This window comes from Catenovulum sp. 2E275, from assembly GCF_025515275.1.
Classification (GTDB): Bacteria; Pseudomonadota; Gammaproteobacteria; order Enterobacterales; family Alteromonadaceae; genus Catenovulum.
The window spans coordinates 72,824-95,354 of record NZ_JAOPFU010000009.1 but is presented as its reverse complement, the minus strand read 5'-3'; the positions used below and the strand labels follow the sequence as shown (position 1 = coordinate 95,354).

General features: G+C 37.3%; 17 protein-coding genes. 5 read left to right on the top strand and 12 right to left on the bottom strand.

All coding sequences use genetic code 11. The features are described from left to right. Nucleotides 1-3: 3 nt before the first annotated feature. From ruvA to aspS, 3 genes are all read right to left on the bottom strand, one after another. Nucleotides 4-627 carry a Holliday junction branch migration protein RuvA gene (gene ruvA / locus N7931_RS07120; protein ID WP_262792969.1) on the bottom strand — a complete coding sequence of 208 codons (624 nt, stop codon included), beginning with the start codon at nucleotides 625-627 and terminating at the stop codon, nucleotides 4-6. A 63-nt stretch (nucleotides 628-690) separates the two neighbouring features. Continuing rightward, nucleotides 691-1,212 carry a crossover junction endodeoxyribonuclease RuvC gene (gene ruvC / locus N7931_RS07115; protein ID WP_262792968.1) on the bottom strand — a complete coding sequence of 174 codons (522 nt, stop codon included), beginning with the start codon at nucleotides 1,210-1,212 and terminating at the stop codon, nucleotides 691-693. A 169-nt stretch (nucleotides 1,213-1,381) separates the two neighbouring features. Continuing rightward, on the bottom strand, nucleotides 1,382-3,160 hold the full coding sequence (aspS, locus tag N7931_RS07110) for an aspartate--tRNA ligase (protein ID WP_262792966.1): 1,779 nt from the start codon (nucleotides 3,158-3,160) through the stop codon (nucleotides 1,382-1,384). A gap of 229 nt (nucleotides 3,161-3,389) precedes the next feature. Here aspS and N7931_RS07105 point away from each other — a divergent pair, with 229 nt between their 5' ends. After that, the gene (locus N7931_RS07105; RefSeq protein WP_262792964.1) at nucleotides 3,390-4,829 is read left to right on the top strand and encodes a DEAD/DEAH box helicase; all 1,440 of its coding nucleotides are present in this window, start codon (nucleotides 3,390-3,392) and stop codon (nucleotides 4,827-4,829) included. A gap of 159 nt (nucleotides 4,830-4,988) precedes the next feature. Here the strand turns inward: N7931_RS07105 and phoU are convergent, their stop codons facing one another. The 7 genes from phoU to N7931_RS19535 form a co-directional block, all read right to left on the bottom strand. After that, complete coding sequence (gene phoU, locus N7931_RS07100) at nucleotides 4,989-5,699, bottom strand: phosphate signaling complex protein PhoU (RefSeq protein WP_262792962.1); 711 nt, start codon at nucleotides 5,697-5,699, stop codon at nucleotides 4,989-4,991. Between the two features lie 59 nt (nucleotides 5,700-5,758). After that, entirely contained in the window at nucleotides 5,759-6,580 is an 822-nt protein-coding gene (gene pstB / locus N7931_RS07095) for a phosphate ABC transporter ATP-binding protein PstB (RefSeq protein ID WP_262792961.1), read from the bottom strand. Between the two features lie 29 nt (nucleotides 6,581-6,609). Beyond that, complete coding sequence (gene pstA / locus N7931_RS07090; RefSeq protein WP_262792960.1) at nucleotides 6,610-8,250, bottom strand: phosphate ABC transporter permease PstA; 1,641 nt, start codon at nucleotides 8,248-8,250, stop codon at nucleotides 6,610-6,612. Between the two features lie 12 nt (nucleotides 8,251-8,262). Then, nucleotides 8,263-10,491 carry an ABC transporter permease subunit gene (locus N7931_RS07085; RefSeq protein ID WP_410369338.1) on the bottom strand — a complete coding sequence of 743 codons (2,229 nt, stop codon included), beginning with the start codon at nucleotides 10,489-10,491 and terminating at the stop codon, nucleotides 8,263-8,265. A 210-nt stretch (nucleotides 10,492-10,701) separates the two neighbouring features. Then, nucleotides 10,702-11,979 carry an inorganic phosphate transporter gene (locus N7931_RS07080; RefSeq protein WP_262792959.1) on the bottom strand — a complete coding sequence of 426 codons (1,278 nt, stop codon included), beginning with the start codon at nucleotides 11,977-11,979 and terminating at the stop codon, nucleotides 10,702-10,704. Nucleotides 11,980-11,994: 15 nt separating this feature from the next. Next, the gene (locus N7931_RS07075; protein ID WP_262792958.1) at nucleotides 11,995-12,672 is read right to left on the bottom strand and encodes a TIGR00153 family protein; all 678 of its coding nucleotides are present in this window, start codon (nucleotides 12,670-12,672) and stop codon (nucleotides 11,995-11,997) included. A gap of 96 nt (nucleotides 12,673-12,768) precedes the next feature. Then, on the bottom strand, nucleotides 12,769-14,736 hold the full coding sequence (locus tag N7931_RS19535) for a methyl-accepting chemotaxis protein (protein WP_316250569.1): 1,968 nt from the start codon (nucleotides 14,734-14,736) through the stop codon (nucleotides 12,769-12,771). Between the two features lie 178 nt (nucleotides 14,737-14,914). On the opposite strand from N7931_RS19535, the gene N7931_RS07065 reads away from it, so the two are divergent. From N7931_RS07065 to N7931_RS07050, 4 genes are all read left to right on the top strand, one after another. Continuing rightward, nucleotides 14,915-15,433 (top strand): glycine cleavage system protein R, encoded by a 519-nt coding sequence (locus N7931_RS07065; protein ID WP_262792957.1) that lies wholly within the window; start codon nucleotides 14,915-14,917, stop codon nucleotides 15,431-15,433. 121 nt (nucleotides 15,434-15,554) lie between these two features. Next, complete coding sequence (gene ppk1 / locus N7931_RS07060) at nucleotides 15,555-17,624, top strand: polyphosphate kinase 1 (protein ID WP_262792956.1); 2,070 nt, start codon at nucleotides 15,555-15,557, stop codon at nucleotides 17,622-17,624. Nucleotides 17,625-17,675: 51 nt separating this feature from the next. After that, entirely contained in the window at nucleotides 17,676-19,181 is a 1,506-nt protein-coding gene (ppx, locus tag N7931_RS07055; protein WP_262792955.1) for an exopolyphosphatase, read from the top strand. A 341-nt stretch (nucleotides 19,182-19,522) separates the two neighbouring features. Then, nucleotides 19,523-21,703: a TonB-dependent siderophore receptor gene (locus N7931_RS07050; RefSeq protein WP_262792954.1), complete on the top strand. Its 2,181-nt coding sequence runs from the start codon at nucleotides 19,523-19,525 to the stop codon at nucleotides 21,701-21,703. Nucleotides 21,704-21,881: 178 nt separating this feature from the next. Here N7931_RS07050 and N7931_RS07045 read toward each other — a convergent pair whose 3' ends face one another. Both N7931_RS07045 and N7931_RS07040 read right to left on the bottom strand, forming a co-directional pair. Beyond that, nucleotides 21,882-22,178 (bottom strand): DUF3325 family protein, encoded by a 297-nt coding sequence (locus N7931_RS07045; protein WP_262792953.1) that lies wholly within the window; start codon nucleotides 22,176-22,178, stop codon nucleotides 21,882-21,884. Next, nucleotides 22,175-22,531: a hypothetical protein gene (locus N7931_RS07040; protein WP_262792952.1), complete on the bottom strand. Its 357-nt coding sequence runs from the start codon at nucleotides 22,529-22,531 to the stop codon at nucleotides 22,175-22,177. The genes N7931_RS07045 and N7931_RS07040 overlap by 4 nt, the downstream gene beginning before the upstream one ends.

The window sequence follows — 22,531 nt, the reverse complement described above, 5'->3', positions numbered from 1 at the left end:
AAATTACAACATGCTCTTTAATGCTAAACGAATAATTTGCTCACTAGACGATTGCCCTGCAGAAACTTTTTTAACCGCACTTTCGGCCTGATTAGCTTTATACCCCAGTGCAATCAAAGCTTCAATAGCATCCTGACTGGCACTTTGTGACTGGTTATATTCAAGCGGTTGCACACCTGCATCGACACCAGCAGATGGGCTAATATCAGAAGATACGGCCTGCCATTTAGCTAATCTGTCTTTCATTTCGAGTAATAAGCGCTCAGCGGTTTTTTTGCCAACCCCCGGAATTTTAACCAGTCGATTCACTTCGGCATGCTGTACCGTAGCAATAAACTCTTGACCCGACATAGCGGATAAAATAGCTAAAGCGAGCTTAGGACCAACCCCATTTGCTTTTAATAGCTCACGAAATAAATCTCTTTCATACCGGCTATGAAACCCATACAAAGCATGCGCATCTTCACGAATCACCTGATGAATAAAAATGGTTTGTTTTTGGTCTATTTCTGCCAGTTGATAAAAACTGGTCATTGGTAAATGAATCTCATAACCTACACCCTGAACATCCAATACACATTCTGGTGGTAGCTTTTCAACAATCATGCCGGTTAATCTTGAGATCATAACAACCCTCTTTTAAATATATATACCCGTACTGCTTCAAGATACTTGATTTCAGCCGGAGAATTAGCGCAAACGTCGCCTAACTGTTTTTGTTGCTTGCCCAGCCAAACCAATTAAGCTTTGTCTGGTATGGGCATAACATAAAGCAACAGCCAAAGCATCTGCCGCATCGGCCTGCGGGCTTTTATTCAGTTTTAAAATATGCGAAACCATGTGCTGAACCTGTGTTTTTTCAGCATTGCCTTTACCAACCACGGCTTGTTTAATTTGCCTTGCCGAAAATTCAGCTACTTCAATACCAGCATGTCCGGCGGCAACAATCGCGGCGCCTCTGGCCTGCCCGAGTTTAATCGCCGAATCAGGATTATGTGCCAAAAAAACCTGTTCGATGGCAAAAGAGTCCGGCTGAAACTGAGTAATAATTTCGCTGACACCATTAAATATTTTAATTAGACGCTCAGGTAAAGGCGCATCGCCTAACCGAATACACCCACTGCCTAAATATAAAAACTGATTACGGTTTTGTTTTATAACCCCATAACCTGTAATGCGTGAACCCGGATCTATCCCTAAAATAATACTCAATGAATTATCCTGATTAATTGGTGAATGAAACCGCCAGCAATACAAAACCGAACAAACTTTAACACAGTTATTTTGATTAAGGGCTGACAACTCATAGGCAGAAGCGAGGGGTTAAGAAATGCAGGAACAAACCATGCCTGACAATAAAATTCAGGCATGGCAACTTTCATTACTCTACTTTATCAGCAGGTTTAACTGCTTGAATGCCTAACTCTTTTAATTGCTCAGGATTTGCAAACCCCGGTGCATTAGTCAGCGGACAAGCGGCAGTTGTTGTTTTAGGGAATGCCATCACATCACGAATAGATGAAGCGCCTGTCATCAGCATTACTAAACGGTCTAAACCAAATGCCAAACCTGCATGTGGCGGCGCACCAAATTTTAAAGCATCTAATAAGAAACCAAATTTTTCTTTCGCTTCTTCTTCATTAATACCTAAAATTTCAAAAACAGCAGCCTGCATATCCTGCTTATGAATACGCACCGAGCCACCACCAACTTCACAGCCGTTTAACACCATATCATAAGCATTTGATAAGGTATTTTCTGGGTTAGCTTTTAATTCATCAGCCGTCACATCGACTGGTGCTGTAAACGGATGGTGAAGTGGCGTTAAGCCGCCTTCAATTTCTTCAAACATTGGAAAATCAACCACCCATAAAGGCTTCCAGCAATCTTCCACTAAACCTAACTGCTCACCAATTTTTAATCTTAATGCACCAATTGCTTCTGATACCACAGTGTATTTATCTGAACCAAAAAAGATAATATCACCGGTTTGCGCATCCAAACGCGCCAAAATAGATTCAGCAACGGCTTGTGGTAAAAATTTTAAAATAGGCGATTGTAAACCATCCATGCCTTGCACTAAATCATTCACCTTAATCCAAGCTAAACCTTTGGCTCCATAAATACCAACAAACTTAGTTAATTCATCAATATCTTTACGCGAGAACTTTTCAGCGCCGCCCGGTACTTTTAATGCAGCAACGCGACCTTTTGGATCGTTAGCTGGGCCAGAAAATACTTTAAACTCAACCTCTTTTAATAAATCAGCAACATCAACCATTTCCAGCGGGTTACGTAAATCCGGTTTATCACTACCATATTTAGTCATGGCTTCGGCATAAGTCATTTTAGGGAAATCCCCCAAATCAACATCTAGCAATTTGATAAATAATTGGCGCACCATATCTTCGGTAACAGCCATCACTTCATCTGCCGACATAAACGACGTTTCAATATCTATTTGAGTAAATTCTGGTTGGCGATCCGCACGTAAGTCTTCATCACGGAAACACTTAACAATCTGATAATATCTGTCCATACCAGACATCATTAATAATTGTTTAAATAACTGAGGCGATTGCGGCAAAGCAAAAAATTGCCCTTTATGAGTACGGCTAGGTACTAAATAATCGCGTGCACCTTCTGGCGTCGCTTTAGTTAAAATGGGCGTTTCAATATCTAAAAAGTCGTGGCTATCTAAATAGTTACGAATTTCGCTTGCAACTTTTGCACGGAATTTAATTTTATGAGTCATCTCAGGACGACGTAAATCTAAATAACGGTATTTTAATCTTTGTTCTTCCGAGTTATTTTGATGGCCGCCCATATCAATTGGTAATACATCTGAGCTATTTAAAATCGTTAATTCAGACGCTAAAATTTCAACTCCACCCGTTGCCATGTTTTTGTTCACCTGACTTTCTGGACGAGCGCGCACAGTACCACTTAACTGAATACAAAATTCGTGTTTTAATTTATTGGCAGTAGCAAATAAAGCTTCAAAATCAGGATCAACCACTACTTGCACTAACCCTTTAACATCGCGTAAATCTAAAAAGATTAACCCGCCTAAATCACGACGACGATTAACCCATCCACATAAAGTAACTGACTGACCAACTAAAGATTCATTAACCTGACCACAATAATGGCTACGCATATTTATTCTATTCCTGATTCTGTTTATTAATTAATGCAGTAAAGCATAAAGCTTATAAAAATTGCCGGAGATTATATACCCAAATTGAGCTTAAATGCGAACATCGACTGGCTATTTAGCTAAAAAAATAGCGCTTTACACTCGTTTGAGTTAAGCTTGCCACCCGCTGTGGCAACTGCCGCTAAAAGCGGTCTATATTGTCTATAAAGCATCACCCACGAGAGCATCTATGAAGTTTACCGAGTTAGGTTTATCCGAGCCGATTTTAAAAGCAATTGAAAAACAAGGTTATCAAACCCCATCACCAATTCAGGCCAAAGCCATTCCTGCGATTTTAAGCGGACGCGATATTATGGCCGCAGCTCAAACCGGCACAGGTAAAACCGCAGGTTTTACTTTACCTATTTTGGAAAAACTGGCGACTCAAAAACGGGCGAGTTCAAATCAGGTTAAAGCATTGGTATTAACCCCAACCCGTGAACTGGCTGCGCAGGTTGCAGACAATATCACTAAATACAGTGAATTTTTAACCATCCGCGCCGATGTGGTTTATGGCGGCGTAAAAATTAATCCACAAATGTTGCGTTTAACTAAAGGCGTTGAGATTTTAGTGGCAACGCCCGGACGTTTACTCGACTTACACCAACAAAATGCTGTCCGCTTTAACGAGCTAGAAACATTTGTATTGGATGAAGCCGACCGAATGTTGGATATGGGTTTTATCCGCGACATAAAAAAAATTATTAATCTTTTACCGCAGCAGCGTCAAAACTTAATGTTTTCTGCAACATTTTCAGAAGAAATTAAAGCGCTGGCTCAAGGGTTAATCAATAATCCAATTGAAATTTCAGTCACACCGGCTAACTCAACCGTAGAAACTGTTGAACATTGGATTTGTCCGGTGGATAAAAATAAAAAAACCGATGTTTTGATCAGATTAATTAAAGATAATAACTGGCAACAAGCGTTAGTTTTTAGCCGAACCAAACATGGCGCTAATCGTTTAGTGAGAATGCTTTGTGGTGCTGATATTAAAGCGGCTGCGATTCATGGCAATAAAAGCCAAGCAGCTAGAACCAAAGCGCTGGCTGATTTTAAAGCGGGTGAAACTCAAATTTTAGTAGCGACAGATATAGCAGCTCGCGGGATTGATATTAGTCAATTACCACAAGTGGTTAATTATGATTTACCGAATATTGCTGAAGATTATGTGCATAGAATTGGCCGAACTGGCCGCGCCGGACAATCTGGTCAGGCAATTTCATTGGTGTGCGCTGCCGAAAGCAAAGAGTTATTTGAAATAGAGCGCTTAATTCAAAAAGTATTACCACGCCAACCGCTTGAAAATTTTGAGCCAGTTAATCCACTACCAGAATCTGTGTTAAGGGCTCCAAAAAAGAAACGCCCTAAAAAACCAAAAAAAGATAAAATTCAGCCTGAACAAAAACATTCAGGAGATATTGACTCAAAGGCGACTTCAGTTAATCAACCTAGTCGCAATAGACAAGCTCCTAAAAATAGAGCTAAGTCCAGACCAGCTAAAAAACAGGGATTGAACGAAAACAATCATTCTAATAGCCAGAAAAGTCGAGAAAACAACAATAAACCATCAGCTCAAAAAGAAAAACGTGCAAAAAATAAAACTTTTACTTTTAAAGCAAACTTATAATAGTTAATCAAAGAAAAACTGCTGTTTATAACAGCCGTTTTTCTTTGTACTTTTAAATTACTCATTTATTTACTTAAGCGTTTAATCAATTCTAAACGTTATTTAACCTTACCTTAGTATAAAAACTGTCGGGCAATTTTCTATGTACGACAGGTCAGATTATTTAGATTCAAGCATTTGCTCAATATGCTCACGACTGCGGTGGCGTACATCTTTTCCTTTAATTAAATAAATAACATGTTCGCTTAAATTTTGGCAACGATCGCCTATTCTTTCTAAAGAGCGTGTCGCCCATACTACATCCATAACTTTAGGAATCGATCTAGGATCTTCCATCATATGTGTCATTAATTGGCGAGTAATTGCTTCGTAAGCTTTATCAATTTTTTTATCTAATTTATACACTTCGTAAGCTGCGTCACTGTCCATTCGGGCCATCGCATCTAACACTTTATTAAACATAGTTAAAACTTGTTGACCCATATGGTCTAAATCAACAATAAACTGGTGTTCCTGATTTTTAAATTGAACCTGTGCAGCTTTCACCATTCTGCAAGTTTCATCACCAATCCGCTCTAAATCAGCAATCATTTTAGCAACAGCTAAAATGATCCTTAAATCGATTGCAGCAGGTTGACGTTTAGCAATGATACGGGCACATTCTTCATCGATCGCTAGTTCATAAGCATTAATCTTGCGGTCATTTTCAACTACTTTTTCAGCCAGTTTTTCATCAAAACTGCTTATAGCTTCTAGTGCTTGAGTAATTTGTTGCTCAACAAGCCCTCCCATATCTAACACGCTACTCATAATACGCTCGAGCTCGATATTAAATTGGCCGGAAATATGTTTATCTAGTTTTAAATCCATAACTCATAACCTTATACTTACCTAACTAATAATATTAATATAATTATAGTCGGTATTTTTTAGCCATAACGGCCTGTAATATAATCTTCGGTTTTCTTTTTTGCTGGTGTAGTAAATAGTTGATTAGTATCTGAATATTCTATCAACTCTCCCATAAACATAAATGCTGCATAATTAGATACACGAGCAGCTTGTTGCATGTTATGTGTCACTATCACCACTGTATAAGTTTCTTTTAGGTCGTTAATTAATTCTTCAATGGTTAAAGTTGAAATTGGATCAAGCGCAGAAGTTGGCTCATCCAATAATAAAACTTTAGGTTCAATTGCAATTGCACGTGCAATCACTAACCTTTGTTGCTGACCACCAGATAAACCAAAAGCGCTATCGTTTAATCTATCTTTTACTTCATCCCATAATGCTGCTTTACGTAATGACGTTTCAACTACTTCATCTAATTTACGCTTGTCTTTAATCCCTTGAATACGTAGCCCATATACTACATTTTCATAAATAGATTTAGGAAATGGATTAGGACGCTGAAATACCATGCCGACATTCTGGCGTAAATTAGCCACATCTATGTCTTTATCATAAATGTTTTTACCCTCTAATAATATTTCGCCTTTTACCTGACAAATATCAACTAAATCATTCATCCGATTAATACAACGCAATAATGTCGATTTACCACAACCAGACGGTCCGATAAAGGCTGTTACTTTACCTTTAGGTATTTTCATATCAATGTTATATAGCGCTTGTTTATCGCCATAAAATAAATTTAAGTCACGCATTTCAAGTGCAGTTTGCTCTGCACTTAATTCATTGGGTGAAATTGCGTTATGTAACTTTGTAACTTCAGGTGATAATGAAATCATCTTAAATAAACCTTTTAACTTTAAATATCTTAGTGCTCAAGCGACTTATATTTTTCACGTAAATGATTGCGAATACCAATAGCGGTAATATTCAGTGCAACTATCACTGTCACCAATAAAAACGCGGTAGCATAAACAAGCGGTCTGGCGGCTTCAACATTCGGGCTTTGAAAACCGACATCATAAATATGAAAACCTAAATGCATAAATTTACGGTCAACGTGAATAAACGGGAAATTACCATCTAAAGGTAAAGTCGGTGCCATTTTTACCACACCAACTAACATTAAAGGTGCGACTTCACCGGCAGCACGAGCAACAGCTAAAATTAACCCTGTCATAATAGCCGGACTCGCCATTGGAATAATAATCCGCCATAAAGTTTCAGCTTTAGTTGCTCCTAACGCTAAACTACCTTGGCGTAACGAGCTTGGAATACGCGACATTCCTTCCTCGGTAGAGACAATCACCACAGGTAAAGTCAAAATTGCTAGCGTTAATGCAGACCAAATAACCCCAGGTGTACCAAACGTTGGGTTAGGTAAAGCTTCCGGATAAAACAATTCGTCAATACTGCCTCCAAGCATATAAACAAAAAAGCCTAAACCAAATACCCCATATACAATAGAAGGCACGCCAGCTAAGTTAATTACCGCGATACGAATAATTTTAGTCACATTATTTTTAGCAGCATATTCGTGCAAATAAATTGCTGCAATAACGCCAAACGGTGTCACGATAACCGCCATTAAAATAACCATAAAAACCGTACCAAAAATAGCAGGAAATACCCCACCTTCAGTATTAGCTTCACGTGGGTCATCACTAATAAACTTACCGATTTGGACAAAAAACCGACCTGTTTTTGCTAGTAAAGTCATATCATTAGGAAAATGAACATCCAGAATTTGAGTCGCAGGAATTTCAACTAATTCTCCTCGCATATCCTCAACTACAACCGCATCTCGGTTTGCTGCTTGACGTAATTTAAAGAGCTCTTTTTCATACTCTTGATAATTTTTGTTGAGCTCTTCAATTTCTGCCTGATATTGAGTTTTAACCTCTTCGGTTAACTCCCCCTCTAACTCCAAGGCTCTTTTCTCTAAACGGATTTTTTCAAGGCGATAATTGATTGCTCCAATTTCGTCATTCTGTAAGTCTAATGCTTTATCGTTTATATCAACAGCACGCTCAATTACACTTTCTAACTTTTCCGCATCAGCTTGCTGACCATCAATAATTACATGCTTTACATAGCCATAAAAATTACCATTTTTACTACGTTCAAATACTGCAATGCCTGTTGTTTTTGCTGCCGATTTAATATCGGTCTCTAAAATCCATCTAAAATCCAATTCCACAAACTCACGGTTACCCGTTTTTACCAATAAACGCTCAACAGACTCGCCTGCTGATGATGGAATCGTTAAGCCAGCTTCACGTAAGCGTTTAGTCGACACCTCTTCCGTATCATAAACTTCACCAATAATTTTTTGTTGAGCTTGCCCTTGTTCAAGCTGAAATTCGTAAATATCAGCTGGCCAAAAATAACTCAAACCACGCCAAGCAATCATTAATAACAAGCCTAATACTGAAATTAAGCTTAAGCTAACAGCACCAGCTGTCATCCAAATCCATGGAGCTCCTGATTTAAACCAATTTTTCATCAATACTAACCTTGGTTATAACGAACTGTATTTGTCACGTAATCGCTGACGAACAAACTCAGCAATTGTGTTAAATACAAAAGTAAAAACAAACAATACGAATGCAGCTAAAAATAGAATTCGGTAGTGAGTACTACCCACTTCAGATTCCGGCATTTCAACCGCTATATTCGCCGACAATGTACGCATCCCCTGAAAGATAGACCAGTCCATAATAGGAGTATTACCAGTAGCCATTAGTACTATCATAGTTTCGCCCACAGCGCGGCCTAATCCCATCATTACGGCTGAGAAAATCCCCGGGCTGGCGGTTAATAAAACCACTCTAACCAAAGTTTGCCATTGACTAGCACCCAGAGCTAAAGAGCCTTGAGATAAGTGCTTAGGGACTGAAAATACTGCATCTTCAGCAATTGAGAAAATGGTTGGAATAACAGCAAATCCCATAGCTATACCCACTACCAAGGAGTTTCTCTGATCGAATGATATCCCTAATTCATCGGTAATAAATAACCGCACATCGCCATCAAAAAACATATCATTTAACCAAGGGCTCATTGCAATACAACCCCAAGCTAATAAGATAATCACTGGAATTAATATTAACGAATCCCATCCGACAGGTAAGCGGTTTTTAATTGAAATAGGTAAGCTATGCCAAATATATGCAACCAGTAAAATACAAACAGGTAAGCCAAATACTAAAACTAGCAAGGCGGCCAAATGCGTTTCTATTAACGGCGCTAACCATAAACCGGCTAAAAAACCTAAAATAACCGTTGGTAACGCTTCCATAATTTCAACGGTCGGTTTAACCAAGGTTCGGATTTTTGCTGGCATAAAATACGCGGTATAAATAGCCGCAGATAAAGCAATAGGAACGGAGAATAGCATGGCATAAAACGCAGCTTTAATGGTCCCGAATGTAATAGGCACTAAACTGAATTTAGACTCAAAGTCATCTGATGCTGAGGTTGACTGCCAAACATAATCCGGTTCACTATAACCTTCATACCACACTTCATTCCATAGTGCAGACCAAGTCACTTCTGGGTGCTCGTTGTGAACGTCAAACACTTGTACTGTTTTATTGGCTTGTAATATATATGCATCAGCTCTAGGAGCAACTGACATAGTCGCAATTTTGCCTTTCGTTATTTCACCATTAAATAACGTAGCTTGACTAGTGGTATAATAAACCCCTAGCTCTCCATTCTCTGAGGTAGCGACAAAACTACGTCTAAAATATTCTGGATATAAATCAGTAACGGCTTGTTTAGATTTAAAACTGCGGATTTTTTCAAAACGACGACCTTTCTCACCGTTTACTTCAAACCACTGACTAATCTCTCCGCTTGAGTCAGCAATCATTATAGAGTTAGCGCCGCCTAATAAACTGGTCGCAGTCACCTGTTTATCATAATCAACAACCTGTCCTTTTGATACAAGAGACACATTCTCTGGATCCCGAGTATTAAATACAAATAATTGACCATTTTGAACAACAAATGCACGTGAAATATCGGCAGTCATTAACAAGTAATCGACTTGACCGCTAACAGCAGGTAAATTGATTTGTGTTTGAACCCACTCTGTTTCATCTGTCATAAAATTAACTTCGGCATCTAAACGAACAAAACGAATGTGGCCTTGTTCATTTTGATAGATAACTCCACCACCTTGTTCAGTAAATGCAAAAGCTAACTTTGAAATGACTGAATCTGAATTAAGAAAAATACCTTGATTTGTCAGTGGGTAATTGATTTGAGGACTAATTTGACGTTGATTATTTGCAAACCCTAATTTGAATTTAGGTTCGGCTATAATTAACTGATTTTTATCCGTTACATAGGCATATTGGTTTAAATGCACCATGCTTTTAGCAAAACTAGAGATTTGATCACCACCAGTAATGTCAAATGTTTTAACTAAACTACCAGCATTAGCTCCAACTAAAGTATAAAATTCTAATTTGGCATCTTTAGTTAATCGAAATGCAGTTTCGACATGGTCATCTAACCCCAAAGCCAGAGTATTCTCAGGCATTGTTATAGATATATCTAGTTTATGATCAATTGATACATCATCAAAGATTGGCTGAACCACGTAAAGTAGGTAAAAGAAAATTAATAGCAATGCAACTAAAACCATAATGCCACCAGTGGTGACACCATATTTAGCTACTTTATCCTTAAGATTGCGAATAAAGTTTTGATTATGAGTTTGATTGGTCGTTTGTAGCATGAGTCAACTTAGTCAATTTTAACTGCGCACATTATATGATGTTTTTATGACAGTTATGTTACATAAGTCTGGATTATTCACAATCCATAAAATCAAATTGACTAAATCGACCTTAAAATAATTAAAAACAAAAGAAAAAACAAAGGCTTCCGAAGAAGCCTTTTAAAAAATAAAGATGACAAAAATATTTCAATTAATATTAGGTCATACTTACAACATAATCGATGTCAACAACATATAAGCGAGAATCGCTAAACCAGCCCCAACAGGTAAAGTAACAACCCAAGAAATAACTATGTTGCGAACAACACCCAAGTTCAATGCCGCAATACCTCGAGCTAAACCAACCCCTAATACCGCACCCACTAAAGTTTGAGTAGTAGAAATTGGTAGACCTGTCCCTGAAGCGATTACAACTGTACTAGCTGCTGCTAATTCAGCAGCAAAACCGCGGCTAGGGGTTAAATGAGTTATACCTTTACCAATGGTCGCCATAACTCGGTGACCAAAAATAGCTAAACCAGCGACAATACCAAATGCCCCTAAAGGTAGAATCCACCAAGCTAATGCCGCTTTTGAACCAATTTCACCACCGCTATGAACCACACTAACAACAGCAGCTAATGGACCAATCGCGTTAGCTACGTCGTTTGAACCATGCGCAAACGCCATACAACAAGCCGTTACAATCATTAAAATAGCGAAGATTTTTTCAACGTTATTAAATTGCATTTCTTTATCAGCTTCAGGATCAATTTTTAAGCGAGCAATAAATAAACGACCAATTAAAGCCACAATGACAGCAATAATGAACGAATATAAATAAGCTTCAGCACCGCTGATTGATACTGCAAAATCAGAAAATACGTGTTTTAACCCTTTTTTGATGGTAACAAGAGATAATACAAAGCCTGCAATCCCCATATAAACAGGGACATAACGTTTTGCATTTTTGATTGGATTATCAGTATCAAAAATAAATCTTTGCGCGCTCATAAAAATAATATAAGCCAAAATACCAGATAAAAGCGGTGTAATAATCCAGCTACCAACAATACCACCAACTTTATCCCAATGAACTGCTTCTGCACCAGCACTGACCACCGCAAAACCAATAATAGCGCCTACAATTGAGTGAGTAGTTGAAACAGGCCACCCCATGTAAGAAGCAAGAGCTAACCAAACACCAGCAGCAATCAAGGCTGAAATCATGCCAATAACAAACAACTCCGGAGCATGAATATAAGGTGTAGAATCAATAATACCTTTACGAATTGTAGAGGTAACTTCACCACCAGCTAAATAAGCCCCGGCGAATTCAAAAATCATTGCGATAATAATCGCTTGCTTGATAGTTAATGCTTTAGAACCAACCGATGTACCCATTGCGTTGGCTACATCGTTTGCCCCAATACCCCAAGCCATAAAAAAACCAACAACTGCGGCAAACAAAATTAAAATTAAGCCGTAACTTTGTAAAATATCCATTAAAAACTCCTGATATTAACGAGCAAGCAACAGCTCTAAACGTCCACCGACAGATTCAGCTTTATCTGCTAAATCACCAACCCATTCAATTACATCATATAAAAACATTGCATCGATCGGATTTAATTCAGATTCATGTTTACGAACAGAAAGACGTAAACTGACTTGAATTGCGTCAGTATCTTTTTCAATTGCATCAATTTCTGAAATAATTTTTTCTACCAGTTCAACCTCACGACCTTTAAAACCAGTTTCTAATAATTCATCCAGTTCATTGATTGCTTTAGCTGCAATTTCCACAGCATCAACACAGCGTTCAAGGTAGGTAAAAAATTCTTCACGAAGGCTTTGAGGGATTGGTAATTCGCGACCAATAACACGTCCGGCAATATCTTTTGCTTTATTCGCAATTTTATCTTGCTGAACTAATAGCTCTAAAACATCAGCACGTTCAACTGGTAAAAACAGCCCTTTAGGTAGCTGCATACGAATCTCACGTTTGATTTTATCTGCATCCTGCTCTTTACTTGAAATTTCCTTTCTTAACGTTTCAGCTAAGGCCCAGTTAGTTTCAAATACAGCTTCAAAAAATGGGACAAGTGTTTGACTTGCACTCTTAGCTATCTCAATGTGCGTTTCTAACGCTTTGAAAGGCGATTTACCAAATACACCTAAAAATGAATTAGCAGACATAGTTTAACCTTTAGTTATTTGTGTATGCGGCGGCGGATTCTACACTAAAAGTAAAGCAAAAAAATAAAACAGCTCAAATAAAGTGATATTTTTTACTTACGCGGCACTTTTAAGTTCTGAATCCCCCAATGTTTCTATTATATTATTTGCTTGCATTTCTGTGCTTTGACTAATTAGATTAGCTTTTTCACTAGCTTGCTGAATAATATTTTGAATATGTTCAATTGAACGTTTAAATTGATTTATATGTTCAAGCTGAGTACTGGCATTATGAAAACTTTGCAGTGCTGTGCTCGCAGAATTTTGAGCTTGAGCTCTGACCACCTCAGCATTAACTGATAACTCCTGTGCAGTAAATGATTGCTCGGCAGATAAACCATCAATAGTTTTTACTGTATCTTCTAAATTAGCAGAAGCTTGTTTTAACTGCCCTAAAATACCGGTAATTTCTCCCAGTGAATCCTGTGTTCGTCTTGATAAGCTGCGAACCTCATCGGCCACTACCGCAAAGCCACGGCCATGCTCACCAGCCCTGGCGGCTTCAATGGCTGCATTTAACGCCAATAAATTAGTTTGCTCAGCAATACTACTAATGGTATCAACAATAGTAGACGCGTTTTCAACCGAGGCTAATAAACTGGCAACAGACTGATAACTCTGATGCGCAGCATCCACAATCGCTTTCGTATTTTCAGTCACAGTACCAATTTTTAAATTACTGTCGGCGATAGAAATTTCGGTTTGTTTAGCATTACTTTGAACCGTTTCAGAGCCGGTATAAACCTCTTCAGCCAACTCAACTAATTGCTCAACAATAGCCGAAGTGCGCTGCATATCCTGAGCAATATCGCCGGTAAAACCTTCTATATCTTTAGTTTCTTTAACTAAACCAGCCAAAGTGGATGAAATATCGACTAATTTGTTATTTTTATCTGCGTTTTCAGATTCAATCTGAACTAACAACTGATTAAAACAATCACTCACTTCATCAATTTCAGAGCGGTTTTTATTAACATGAATGCGTTTTAATTCACCGGTTTCAACTAGCTGTTTAAAGTTAGTGCTCAGTTGACTAATCCGCTTAACCACCCAAGCATATTGAAACACAACAATTAATATCGCTACTAAAATTAAACATAAAGCAGCAGAATATAATAACCATTCGGTTTGTTTATTCACTTTGGCCTGACGTTCAAGCAATTGGCTTTCAAAGGTTAAAAAGCGTGTTTCAAATTGCTCAACCGATACTGCCAATCCATTCAATGCATCTTCAACCAACTTAAGCGAAGCTTGAGTATTAGAGACTTCTTTTGGGTAACGCTTAATTTGCGAGCGTAAATCCCCAATAAACTCATCCCCTATTTCAGCAGGCTCTTCCATCATCCCCAAAAACAAATCGTCTTCGTCTACTGGCTCTGCTTGCGGATAAATTTCAAGTCGAGGTAACAGATAAATCGACTCAACTTGAGTCGCTAACGTTTGGGTAACTTTTAGCAATAAGTCAATGTTTTCTGTAGTTTGGCCGCCTTGCATAAAAGTGCGTTCGCGGCGATAGCTTAGCTGCTGCAAGGCTAAACTCAAATTGGATAATTGCGCTAAATATTGAGTTGCTAGTTTAGGTTTATTTTCAAGCCCTTGTTGAGCATATTCAATCAAACTTTCAATATCACCTAACATACTTTGCTCAGCAAATTGTAATAAAGCAGCACTATTATTACCCAACTTACCAGCAGCTCTCACATCGGTGTTAATCAGCTCAACGATAATTTCTATTTGAGCTAATAAATTTTGATATAACTCTGCATCTTGCTGGATCAGGTTTTGTTTTATCTGTGCTAGTTCTTCTAAAGCCTGATTTAACTTAACTGAATTGCTACTTTCAATATATTGATTAACACTTACTCTAAACTTTTGAGTTAGTAAATTTTTATTATTTTGATATTGATTTAAATTGGCCTGTACTTCTTCTCTTTGAATACCAGACCAGCTAATCAAGGCTATCAACCCTGCACTAATTAACAGCAATATGCCAGCAGACAGATTTGAGAAACTTGAAATTTTCATACCGCTAACCACCTGAGATTAATGGCGCAACCTTAACAGCACTTTATGACACTTTTGTTACAGTTGTCATATTAATTTCCAGCAACACTTATACTTAAATGTAGACAAAGGCGTAATTTAAAACGCATACTTATAAATAAGTTATTAATAAATAGCTAACCCTAAAAGGATTATTAAGATGAATACAAATTATGTTATTTCTGTAATTACTCGCGACAAACCAGGCATTATTGAAAAACTGTCAAAATTAATAAATGAACACCAAGGTAATTGGCTTGCCAGTAATTTCTGTCGTCTTTCAGGCCAGTTCGCTGGTATTGTTGAATTTAGCTGTCCGTCTGAAGAATCTAATAATGTATTAAATGCGCTTGAAAGCCTTTCTAGTCATGAGTTTCAACTTCATATAGCCAAGGGGGAATCTCAAACAGAAAATAATAAAAATATCATTCAGTTAGAGATTGTTGGTAACGACAAGCAAGGAATAATTAAAGAAATTTCTCGCGTATTGGCTTCTCATCATGTCAATTTATTAAAACTGACTTCAAGTTGTGAGAGCGCACCTAACTGGGGTAGTTTATTGTTTAAAGCCCAAGCTGATATTGAAATTCCATCCGATCTAGATATTGATGAGCTAACTGATGCTTTAGAACAAATCGCTAATGACTTAATTGTTGAAGTAAATTTAAGTGCCCGATAAATAATAACGAACTATAATCTTTAAAGTTTTATGACAGTTTTTATGACAACTGTCATAAAAGCGTCACTATAAAAGGTTGTAATTGACTGTAAGTTTTTTAACGATTTTCAGAGCATTATTAATGATCAAAGAACCGACAATTGTACCTAAAGAATTGAGCTGGTTATCTTTTAATGAACGCGTATTACAAGAAGCAGCCGATAAAAGTGTCCCAGTTGTAGAAAGAGTTCGTTTTTTAGGTATTTTTTCCAATAACTTGGATGAGTTTTTTAGAGTCCGTGTAGCTGATGTAAAACGCCGCATTATTATTGAAAAAGCCAATACAGATTCAGTTCCGGACTATAGCGCGACTCAATTATTGGCCGACATTCAGGCTAAAGTGCTTGCCCTGCAAGGTAAATTTGACAGTATTTATAAAGAAGTCACTAAGCAACTGGCCAAACACAAAATTTATTTTGTTGATGAGTCTAAACTCAGTCCATTTCATAATAACTGGTTAAAAGCGTTTTTTAACGATCAGGTTTTAAAACACGTCACGCCAATTATTCCTTCTAAAACGCGTAAGCTGGTTGATTTACTTAACGATAACGAGACTTACCTAGCCGTTCAAATGAGCAAAGGTGACAATACCGAATACGCAATTGTAGAAGTCCCCACTAAAGAAGTTTCACGCTTTATTTTATTACCACCTGAAAAAAGTAAATTAAAAAAAGAAGTTATTTTACTTGATGACATCATTGTGCATAATTTGCGCTCTATTTTTAGTGGCTTTTTTGAATTTGATGAGATTTGTGCTTATTCATTTAAATTAACCAGAGATGCCGAATACAAGGTTGAAGATGAATTAGACCAAAGTGTAGTTGAGCTAATGTCAGAAAGCTTAAAACAAAGATTCAGCGCCGAACCAACCCGAGTTGTATACGACAGGGAAATGCCAGCTAACTTACTAAAATTCTTAAAAAAACAATTACAAATCTCTGATGCAAACGAAGGTTTATTAGCAGGCGGACGTTACCGTAACTTTAAAGACTTTATTGGTTTTCCTAACTTTGGTAGAAAATATTTAGAAAATCCAAGTTTACCGCCGCTCGCCCACCCTCATTTTGTAGAGGCAACCACAGCGTTTGAGGCGATCAAAAAACAAGACATTTTACTGTATTATCCATATCATCAGTTTGACCATTTTACCGAACTGGTTCGTCAGGCTGCGTTTGATCCAGCGGTGACTCAAATCCGTTTGAACATTTACCGGGTTGCCAAAAATTCTCGAATTATTAACTCATTAATCGACGCTGTTAAAAATGGTAAAAGTGTGACCGTGGTCGTTGAGTTAAAGGCCAGATTTGACGAAGAAAACAACATTGAATGGTCACGGATAATGGAAGATGCCGGCATTAAAGTACAAATTGGCATTCCAACGTTAAAAATTCACTCCAAATTGTGCTTAATTCACCGTAAAGAAGATGACGAAATAGTACGCTATGCACATTTAGGCACAGGTAACTTCCACGAAAAAACCGCCAAAATTTATACTGACTACAGTTTATTTACGGCTCATAACGAGATCACCAAAGAAGTCGAAAACGTATTTGATTTTATTCAGCACAGCTACAAAAGGTTTAAGTTTTATCACTTAATGGTGTCGCCGATTAATACCAGAATTAATATTACTCAGTTAATCGATCAGGAAATTAATGCAGCCAGGATCGGCCAGCCAGCTAGAATCGATCTAAAAATTAATAACTTGGTTGATGATCCACTTATCTTAAAATTATACGAAGCCAGTCAGGCTGGTGTTAAAATAAGATTAATTATTCGTGGTATGTGCAGCTTAATGCCCCAAGTAAAAGGCTTAAGCGAAAATATAAGAGCTATCAGTATTGTAGATCGCTTTTTAGAACATCCGAGAGTGATGATTTTTGGTAACAATGGTGATGCTAAAGTTTATATCTCTTCAGCAGACTGGATGACTCGAAACATAGAACACCGAATTGAAGTAAGTTGCCCGATTTATGATGACAAACTCAAACAACAAATCTTGGATATGTTTGAATTACAATACAAAGACACAACTAAAGCCAGAATTGTAGATAAATTGCAACAAAACAATTATGTTGCACGCGGTAACCGCAAAAAAATTCGTTCTCAAGTTGCAATCTATGATTATCTCAAACAATCTAAATATAAATAATCTGTGCTTACTACATGTAGGTTAATTAAAAATGAAAACCAAGGAGTATTAATGCAAGAAGAAAACACAGCAAACACAGCTGACGTGGTAGCCGCATTAGATATAGGCTCCAATAGTTTTCATTTAATTGTTGCACGGATAATTGATGGCTCAATCCAAAATTTACATAAAGTGAAACAAAGAGTTAGGTTAGCTCAGGGTCTATCAGAGGATGATATGCTCAGTCAAGAAGCCATGGATAGAGGACTTGAAACTTTAAGCCAGATGGCTGATACCCTAAAAGGTATTCCACCAGAAAATATTCGGGTCGTTGCAACCTTTACCCTTCGCAAAGCCCGTAACCGTCAAAGTTTTTTAAGCCAGGCTGAAGCCATTTTTCCTTACCCGATTGAAATTATTCCAGGTAAAGAAGAAGCTCGGCTAATCTATCAGGGTGTTGCCCACACAGTTGCTCATGACGGCAATAAATTGGTCATTGATATTGGCGGTGGCAGTACCGAGTTCATTATTGGTGAATATTTTAACCCTTTACATTTAAGTTCTCGCAGCATGGGTTGTGTAAGCTATACCAATCAGTTTTTTAATAAAGGAAAAGTCACTGAACGAGCTTTTCAGCAAGCAATAATCGCTGCAGAACAAGAACTAGAGGTCATAGTTGATACATATAAAGCAACAGGCTGGAATACTGCTCATGGTACATCTGGCACAATTAAAGCTATTCGAGAAGCTATTGTTCAAAATGGCTGGAGCGATGGTGAAATAAAAGCCACACACCTTGAAAAGTTAAAACAAAGCCTAATTACCTATGGTCATATTGATAATATTAATATACCCGGTGTGAGCGAACACCGCCGTCCGGTTTTAGCTGGAGGCCTTGCTGTTTTAATTGCTGCTTTTGATAGTTTAGGTATAGAGTCAATGCATTATGAGGATGCCGCACTGCGTGAAGGCGTTTTATACGAAATGCAAGACAGGTTTAAACACCATGACATTCGGGAACGAACTATAGAAAGCCTAAGTCAAAGATATTCAATAGATACAGCCCAAGCAGCCCGAGTAGCTCGTTCTGCCTGTTTTATTTTTGACCAATTAGAAACTGAATGGAAGTTTGGCAAAAATGATTTTCGCGCTTTATTATACTGGGCTGCTCAGTTACACGAAGTCGGGCTACAAATTCATTCAACAGGTTATCATAAACATTCAGCTTATATAGTTGAAAATACAGATATGCCTGGGTTTAATCAGGAAGAGCAACTAGCAATTGCCAGCTTAGTTCGTTTCCACCGTAAAAAATTTAAAGTTGCAGAACTGCCTAATTTAAGTTTATACAAAACCAATAAACTGATTAGAGCAATCAGAATATTACGCATAGCGGCAATTTTAAATTTACGCCGCCGTGAAAACTACCTACCCGGATATCAGGTAAGCGTTCATGAGGATAAAATAGATTTATTATTTCCAACTGACTTTTTAGCAAACGAAAAGTTATTAAATGCAGATTTAGAAACCGAGCAACAAATTCAACTATCAGCTGGATTTGAGCTTAATTTTTCGTAGTTTTCTTATCACACAAATTCAATCTAAGTCGGCTTTTGACTTTTGTTATAGTCGACTTAGTATTACTTATACATTTAAATCTTCTCTCCCTTCATCGTCACAACATTTGTTATACAGATTTAAACAAAATACCAATCAAAAAGACCATAAACCAACATTTAATTTACTTTAATTTTTTGCGAGAGAAAAATTTCAGCCACTAAAGAAAATTGATAATGAAAAGGATTCTCAATTATGTTAACTTCCCCACCCGCAAATGAATCTTATTTAAAGTGATAATAATTTTATTATTCTAACAAATTTATAAAACAACAATTCAACACATAATTGGAGTTAACAACGTGAAGTTAAAACACCTTCCACTTTCTGCTGCGATTTTATTTGCACTGAATCCTTTAAACGCAATGGCTGCGGAACAAACCACTCAAGGGAATGAGCAAACATCAAAGGACGATATTGAAGTTATTACTGTTAGCGGTAAATACAGTGTTTCTCAAACACTTGATACAGCAACAGGTTTGGGTTTAACACTGCGCGAAACCCCACAATCAGTGACGATTTTAACATCTGACCGTATGTTTGACCAAAATATCAACACAGTAACAGATGCCGTTAATAATGCGGTAGGTGTGGTAACAGAAGAAACAGATAACGTACGTAATTCATTCTTTTCTCGTGGCTTTTCGGTAGACAGCTATCAATTAGATGGTGTCCCTACTTCATGGAGTTTAGGTGGCGATTCTGGTGAAACCGTTGCTGATGTTGCTCTTTATGACCGTATTGAGTTTGTTCGTGGCGCGACTGGTTTATTAACCAGCGTTGGTAACCCTTCTGTTTCAATTAACTTGGTTCGTAAACATGCTGGCAGTAAAAAATTAAAAGGTTATGTAAACCTTGCTACCGGTAGCTGGGATAAAAAATCAATCACAGTCGATGTTGCTAATGGTTTAAATGAAAGTGGCAGCGTTCGTGGCCGTGTGGTGGCTAAATATTTAAATGCAGATTCTTACGTAGATAATTACGAAGATAATAAAAAGATTTTTTACGGTGTATTAGAAACTGACATTACTAGCTCAACTTTATTACGTGTGGGTGCAAGTTATCAAAATAATGATCCACGTGGTGCAACTTGGGGCATGATCCCGACTTATTTATCTGATGGTAGTCAGGCAGATTGGGATATTTCAACCACAACAGCATTAGACTGGAATACATGGGAAAGCACCAATACTAACTACTTTGCAAGCTTAAATCATATTTTTGATAATGGCTGGCAGTTAATTGCTAACTACAACAAAATCAAATACGAAAAATCGACCAAATTATTGTATATCAACCCTTATAGCTTAATTGATATTGAGACAGGTGCAGGCTTAGGCGCACAGCGCTATAACAGCTACGGCGAATCGAAACAAGATAGCTTTGATATTCAGTTAAAAGGTGAATATGAGTTATTTAGCCAAACTCATGAATTTGTTGTTGGTGCTTTGTACAGTGACCAATCTGCATTTACATATACCCGTGATCCTGTAGATAAAGATCCAGAATTACAATGGGATAGTGTCCCGGTAGATAATTTCTTTGAATTTGGTGGTATCCCTGAGCCAGAGTGGACTGAAGCTGAAACTCAAACGCAGGATATGGAAACCGAGCAAAAAGGCTATTATGCAGCAACCCGTATTTCAGTGAACGATGATTTAAAATTCATTGCTGGTGGCCGTATTGCAACTTGGCTACGTACCGGTTTTGACTGGAGTGGTAATGTAGATTACGGTGATGAAAATGAGTTTATCCCTTATGCGGGGGCTTTATACGACATCACAGAGCAACACAGAGTATATGCAAGTTATACTGAAATATTTAAACCACAAAACAGATTAACCAAAAATGGTGACTTTATTGATCCATTGGTAGGTGAAAGTTATGAACTTGGTTTAAAGAGCTCATTTTTAGATGATCGTCTACATACCACTTTTGCTATTTTTAATATTCAGCAAGATAACTTAGCTCAGATTGATACTAGCTTTGTACCAACGGCAGAGCAACAAACGGCATACTACGGTGCACAAGGTACTGAAAGTAAAGGGTTTGAATTTGAAATCGTTGGTCAACCAATTGATGGTTTAAATATCTCTGCTGGTTATTCTCAGTTCGATGCCAAAGATGCTAATGGCAACGAAGTTAACGCAGATATTTCTGACAAACAGTTTAAATTATTTACGACTTACCAATTTGTTAATACTTTACCTGAATTATCAATTGGTGGCGGTGTAAACTGGCAAAATGAATATTCATCATCAGGCGCTAACCCTGTAATAGCGGATCAAACAGATAAATTAGAGCAAGAAGCATTTGCTTTAGTTAACTTAATGGCTCGTTATAAGTTTTCTGATAATTTAAGTGCTCAGTTTAATGCTGAAAACTTAACAGATGAAAAATACAAATCAAATGTAGGTTCGTTCCGCGCATACCGTTACGGTAAGCCACGTAACTTTACCATTAGCTTAAACTACAACTTTTAATGCTTGATAGTTTTGCTATTCAAAAAAATAGGTGCTAACTCAGCACCTATTTTTTTATCTGTCTTTTACCTGCTTTTTATTATCTGCTTTTTATTATCTGCTTTTTATTATCTGCTTTAGTCCAAAAACTTGACCGCACACATTTATCCAAAATAAAACAGATAACTTATCTGGCGCTTTATTTTTGCTGTTTTCTTTTTTGCAGCTGGCTTTGTTTAAAGCTTAAAACCAAAGCAATAAATAGTGCTGAAAAAGTTAAAATTCCAAACCAGTTAATAATCGCATCGGCAATATTAACGCTAAAAAAACAGGCTATAAATGATAATAAAATTAACCCAAGTCCTATCCACTGATAGGCTTTTTCTTGTCTATCCGCTAACATTTTAAGGTTAAATACTTTTCTGTGGCTTGGTGTTAACAAACATAATATTAAAAAACCTAAGCCGCTCATTATCCAAATAAAAAGGTTTATCATTTTTTCACCTGCGCTGCCTGATTATTTATTTGTTCTAACCTAGCTTGATTAACAGCCTGTAACTGATTAAAGCTAATATATAAAATAGCCGTTAACCCTAATAACTGAGCGCTCACTCTAAATAATTTATGACTCGAAAATACCCAGATAATAATTAAGCTATATATTAAAAAGCTTAGTAACATCATCCATAAAAGGCTGCTGGCTTTGTCATAACCAAAGTTATAAAGCAGTAGCTCAGGCAAAAACACTGTTGCAACTAAAGTAAAAGCTGCCCCACCGCATACAGCCAAAATAACCCGATAAAGCACATTAATTTTAGGGTTCTGAAATAAAGATTTAAGTTTTCTCAC

Bases quoted from the DNA above. Each gene is read 5' to 3' on its own strand.
- ruvA (WP_262792969.1), bottom strand. From the start codon at position 627: ATGATCTCAAGATTAACCGGCATGATTGTTGAAAAGCTACCACCAGAA.
- N7931_RS07065 (WP_262792957.1), top strand. From the start codon at position 14,915: ATGAATACAAATTATGTTATTTCTGTAATTACTCGCGACAAACCAGGC.
- ppx (WP_262792955.1), top strand. From the start codon at position 17,676: ATGCAAGAAGAAAACACAGCAAACACAGCTGACGTGGTAGCCGCATTA.
- N7931_RS07105 (WP_262792964.1), top strand. From the start codon at position 3,390: ATGAAGTTTACCGAGTTAGGTTTATCCGAGCCGATTTTAAAAGCAATT.
- ppk1 (WP_262792956.1), top strand. From the start codon at position 15,555: ATGATCAAAGAACCGACAATTGTACCTAAAGAATTGAGCTGGTTATCT.
- N7931_RS07075 (WP_262792958.1), bottom strand. From the start codon at position 12,672: ATGTCTGCTAATTCATTTTTAGGTGTATTTGGTAAATCGCCTTTCAAA.
- N7931_RS07085 (WP_410369338.1), bottom strand. From the start codon at position 10,491: ATGCTACAAACGACCAATCAAACTCATAATCAAAACTTTATTCGCAAT.
- aspS (WP_262792966.1), bottom strand. From the start codon at position 3,160: ATGCGTAGCCATTATTGTGGTCAGGTTAATGAATCTTTAGTTGGTCAG.
- pstB (WP_262792961.1), bottom strand. From the start codon at position 6,580: ATGATTTCATTATCACCTGAAGTTACAAAGTTACATAACGCAATTTCA.
- N7931_RS07080 (WP_262792959.1), bottom strand. From the start codon at position 11,979: ATGGATATTTTACAAAGTTACGGCTTAATTTTAATTTTGTTTGCCGCA.
- N7931_RS19535 (WP_316250569.1), bottom strand. From the start codon at position 14,736: ATGAAAATTTCAAGTTTCTCAAATCTGTCTGCTGGCATATTGCTGTTA.
- N7931_RS07045 (WP_262792953.1), bottom strand. From the start codon at position 22,178: ATGATAAACCTTTTTATTTGGATAATGAGCGGCTTAGGTTTTTTAATA.
- phoU (WP_262792962.1), bottom strand. From the start codon at position 5,699: ATGGATTTAAAACTAGATAAACATATTTCCGGCCAATTTAATATCGAG.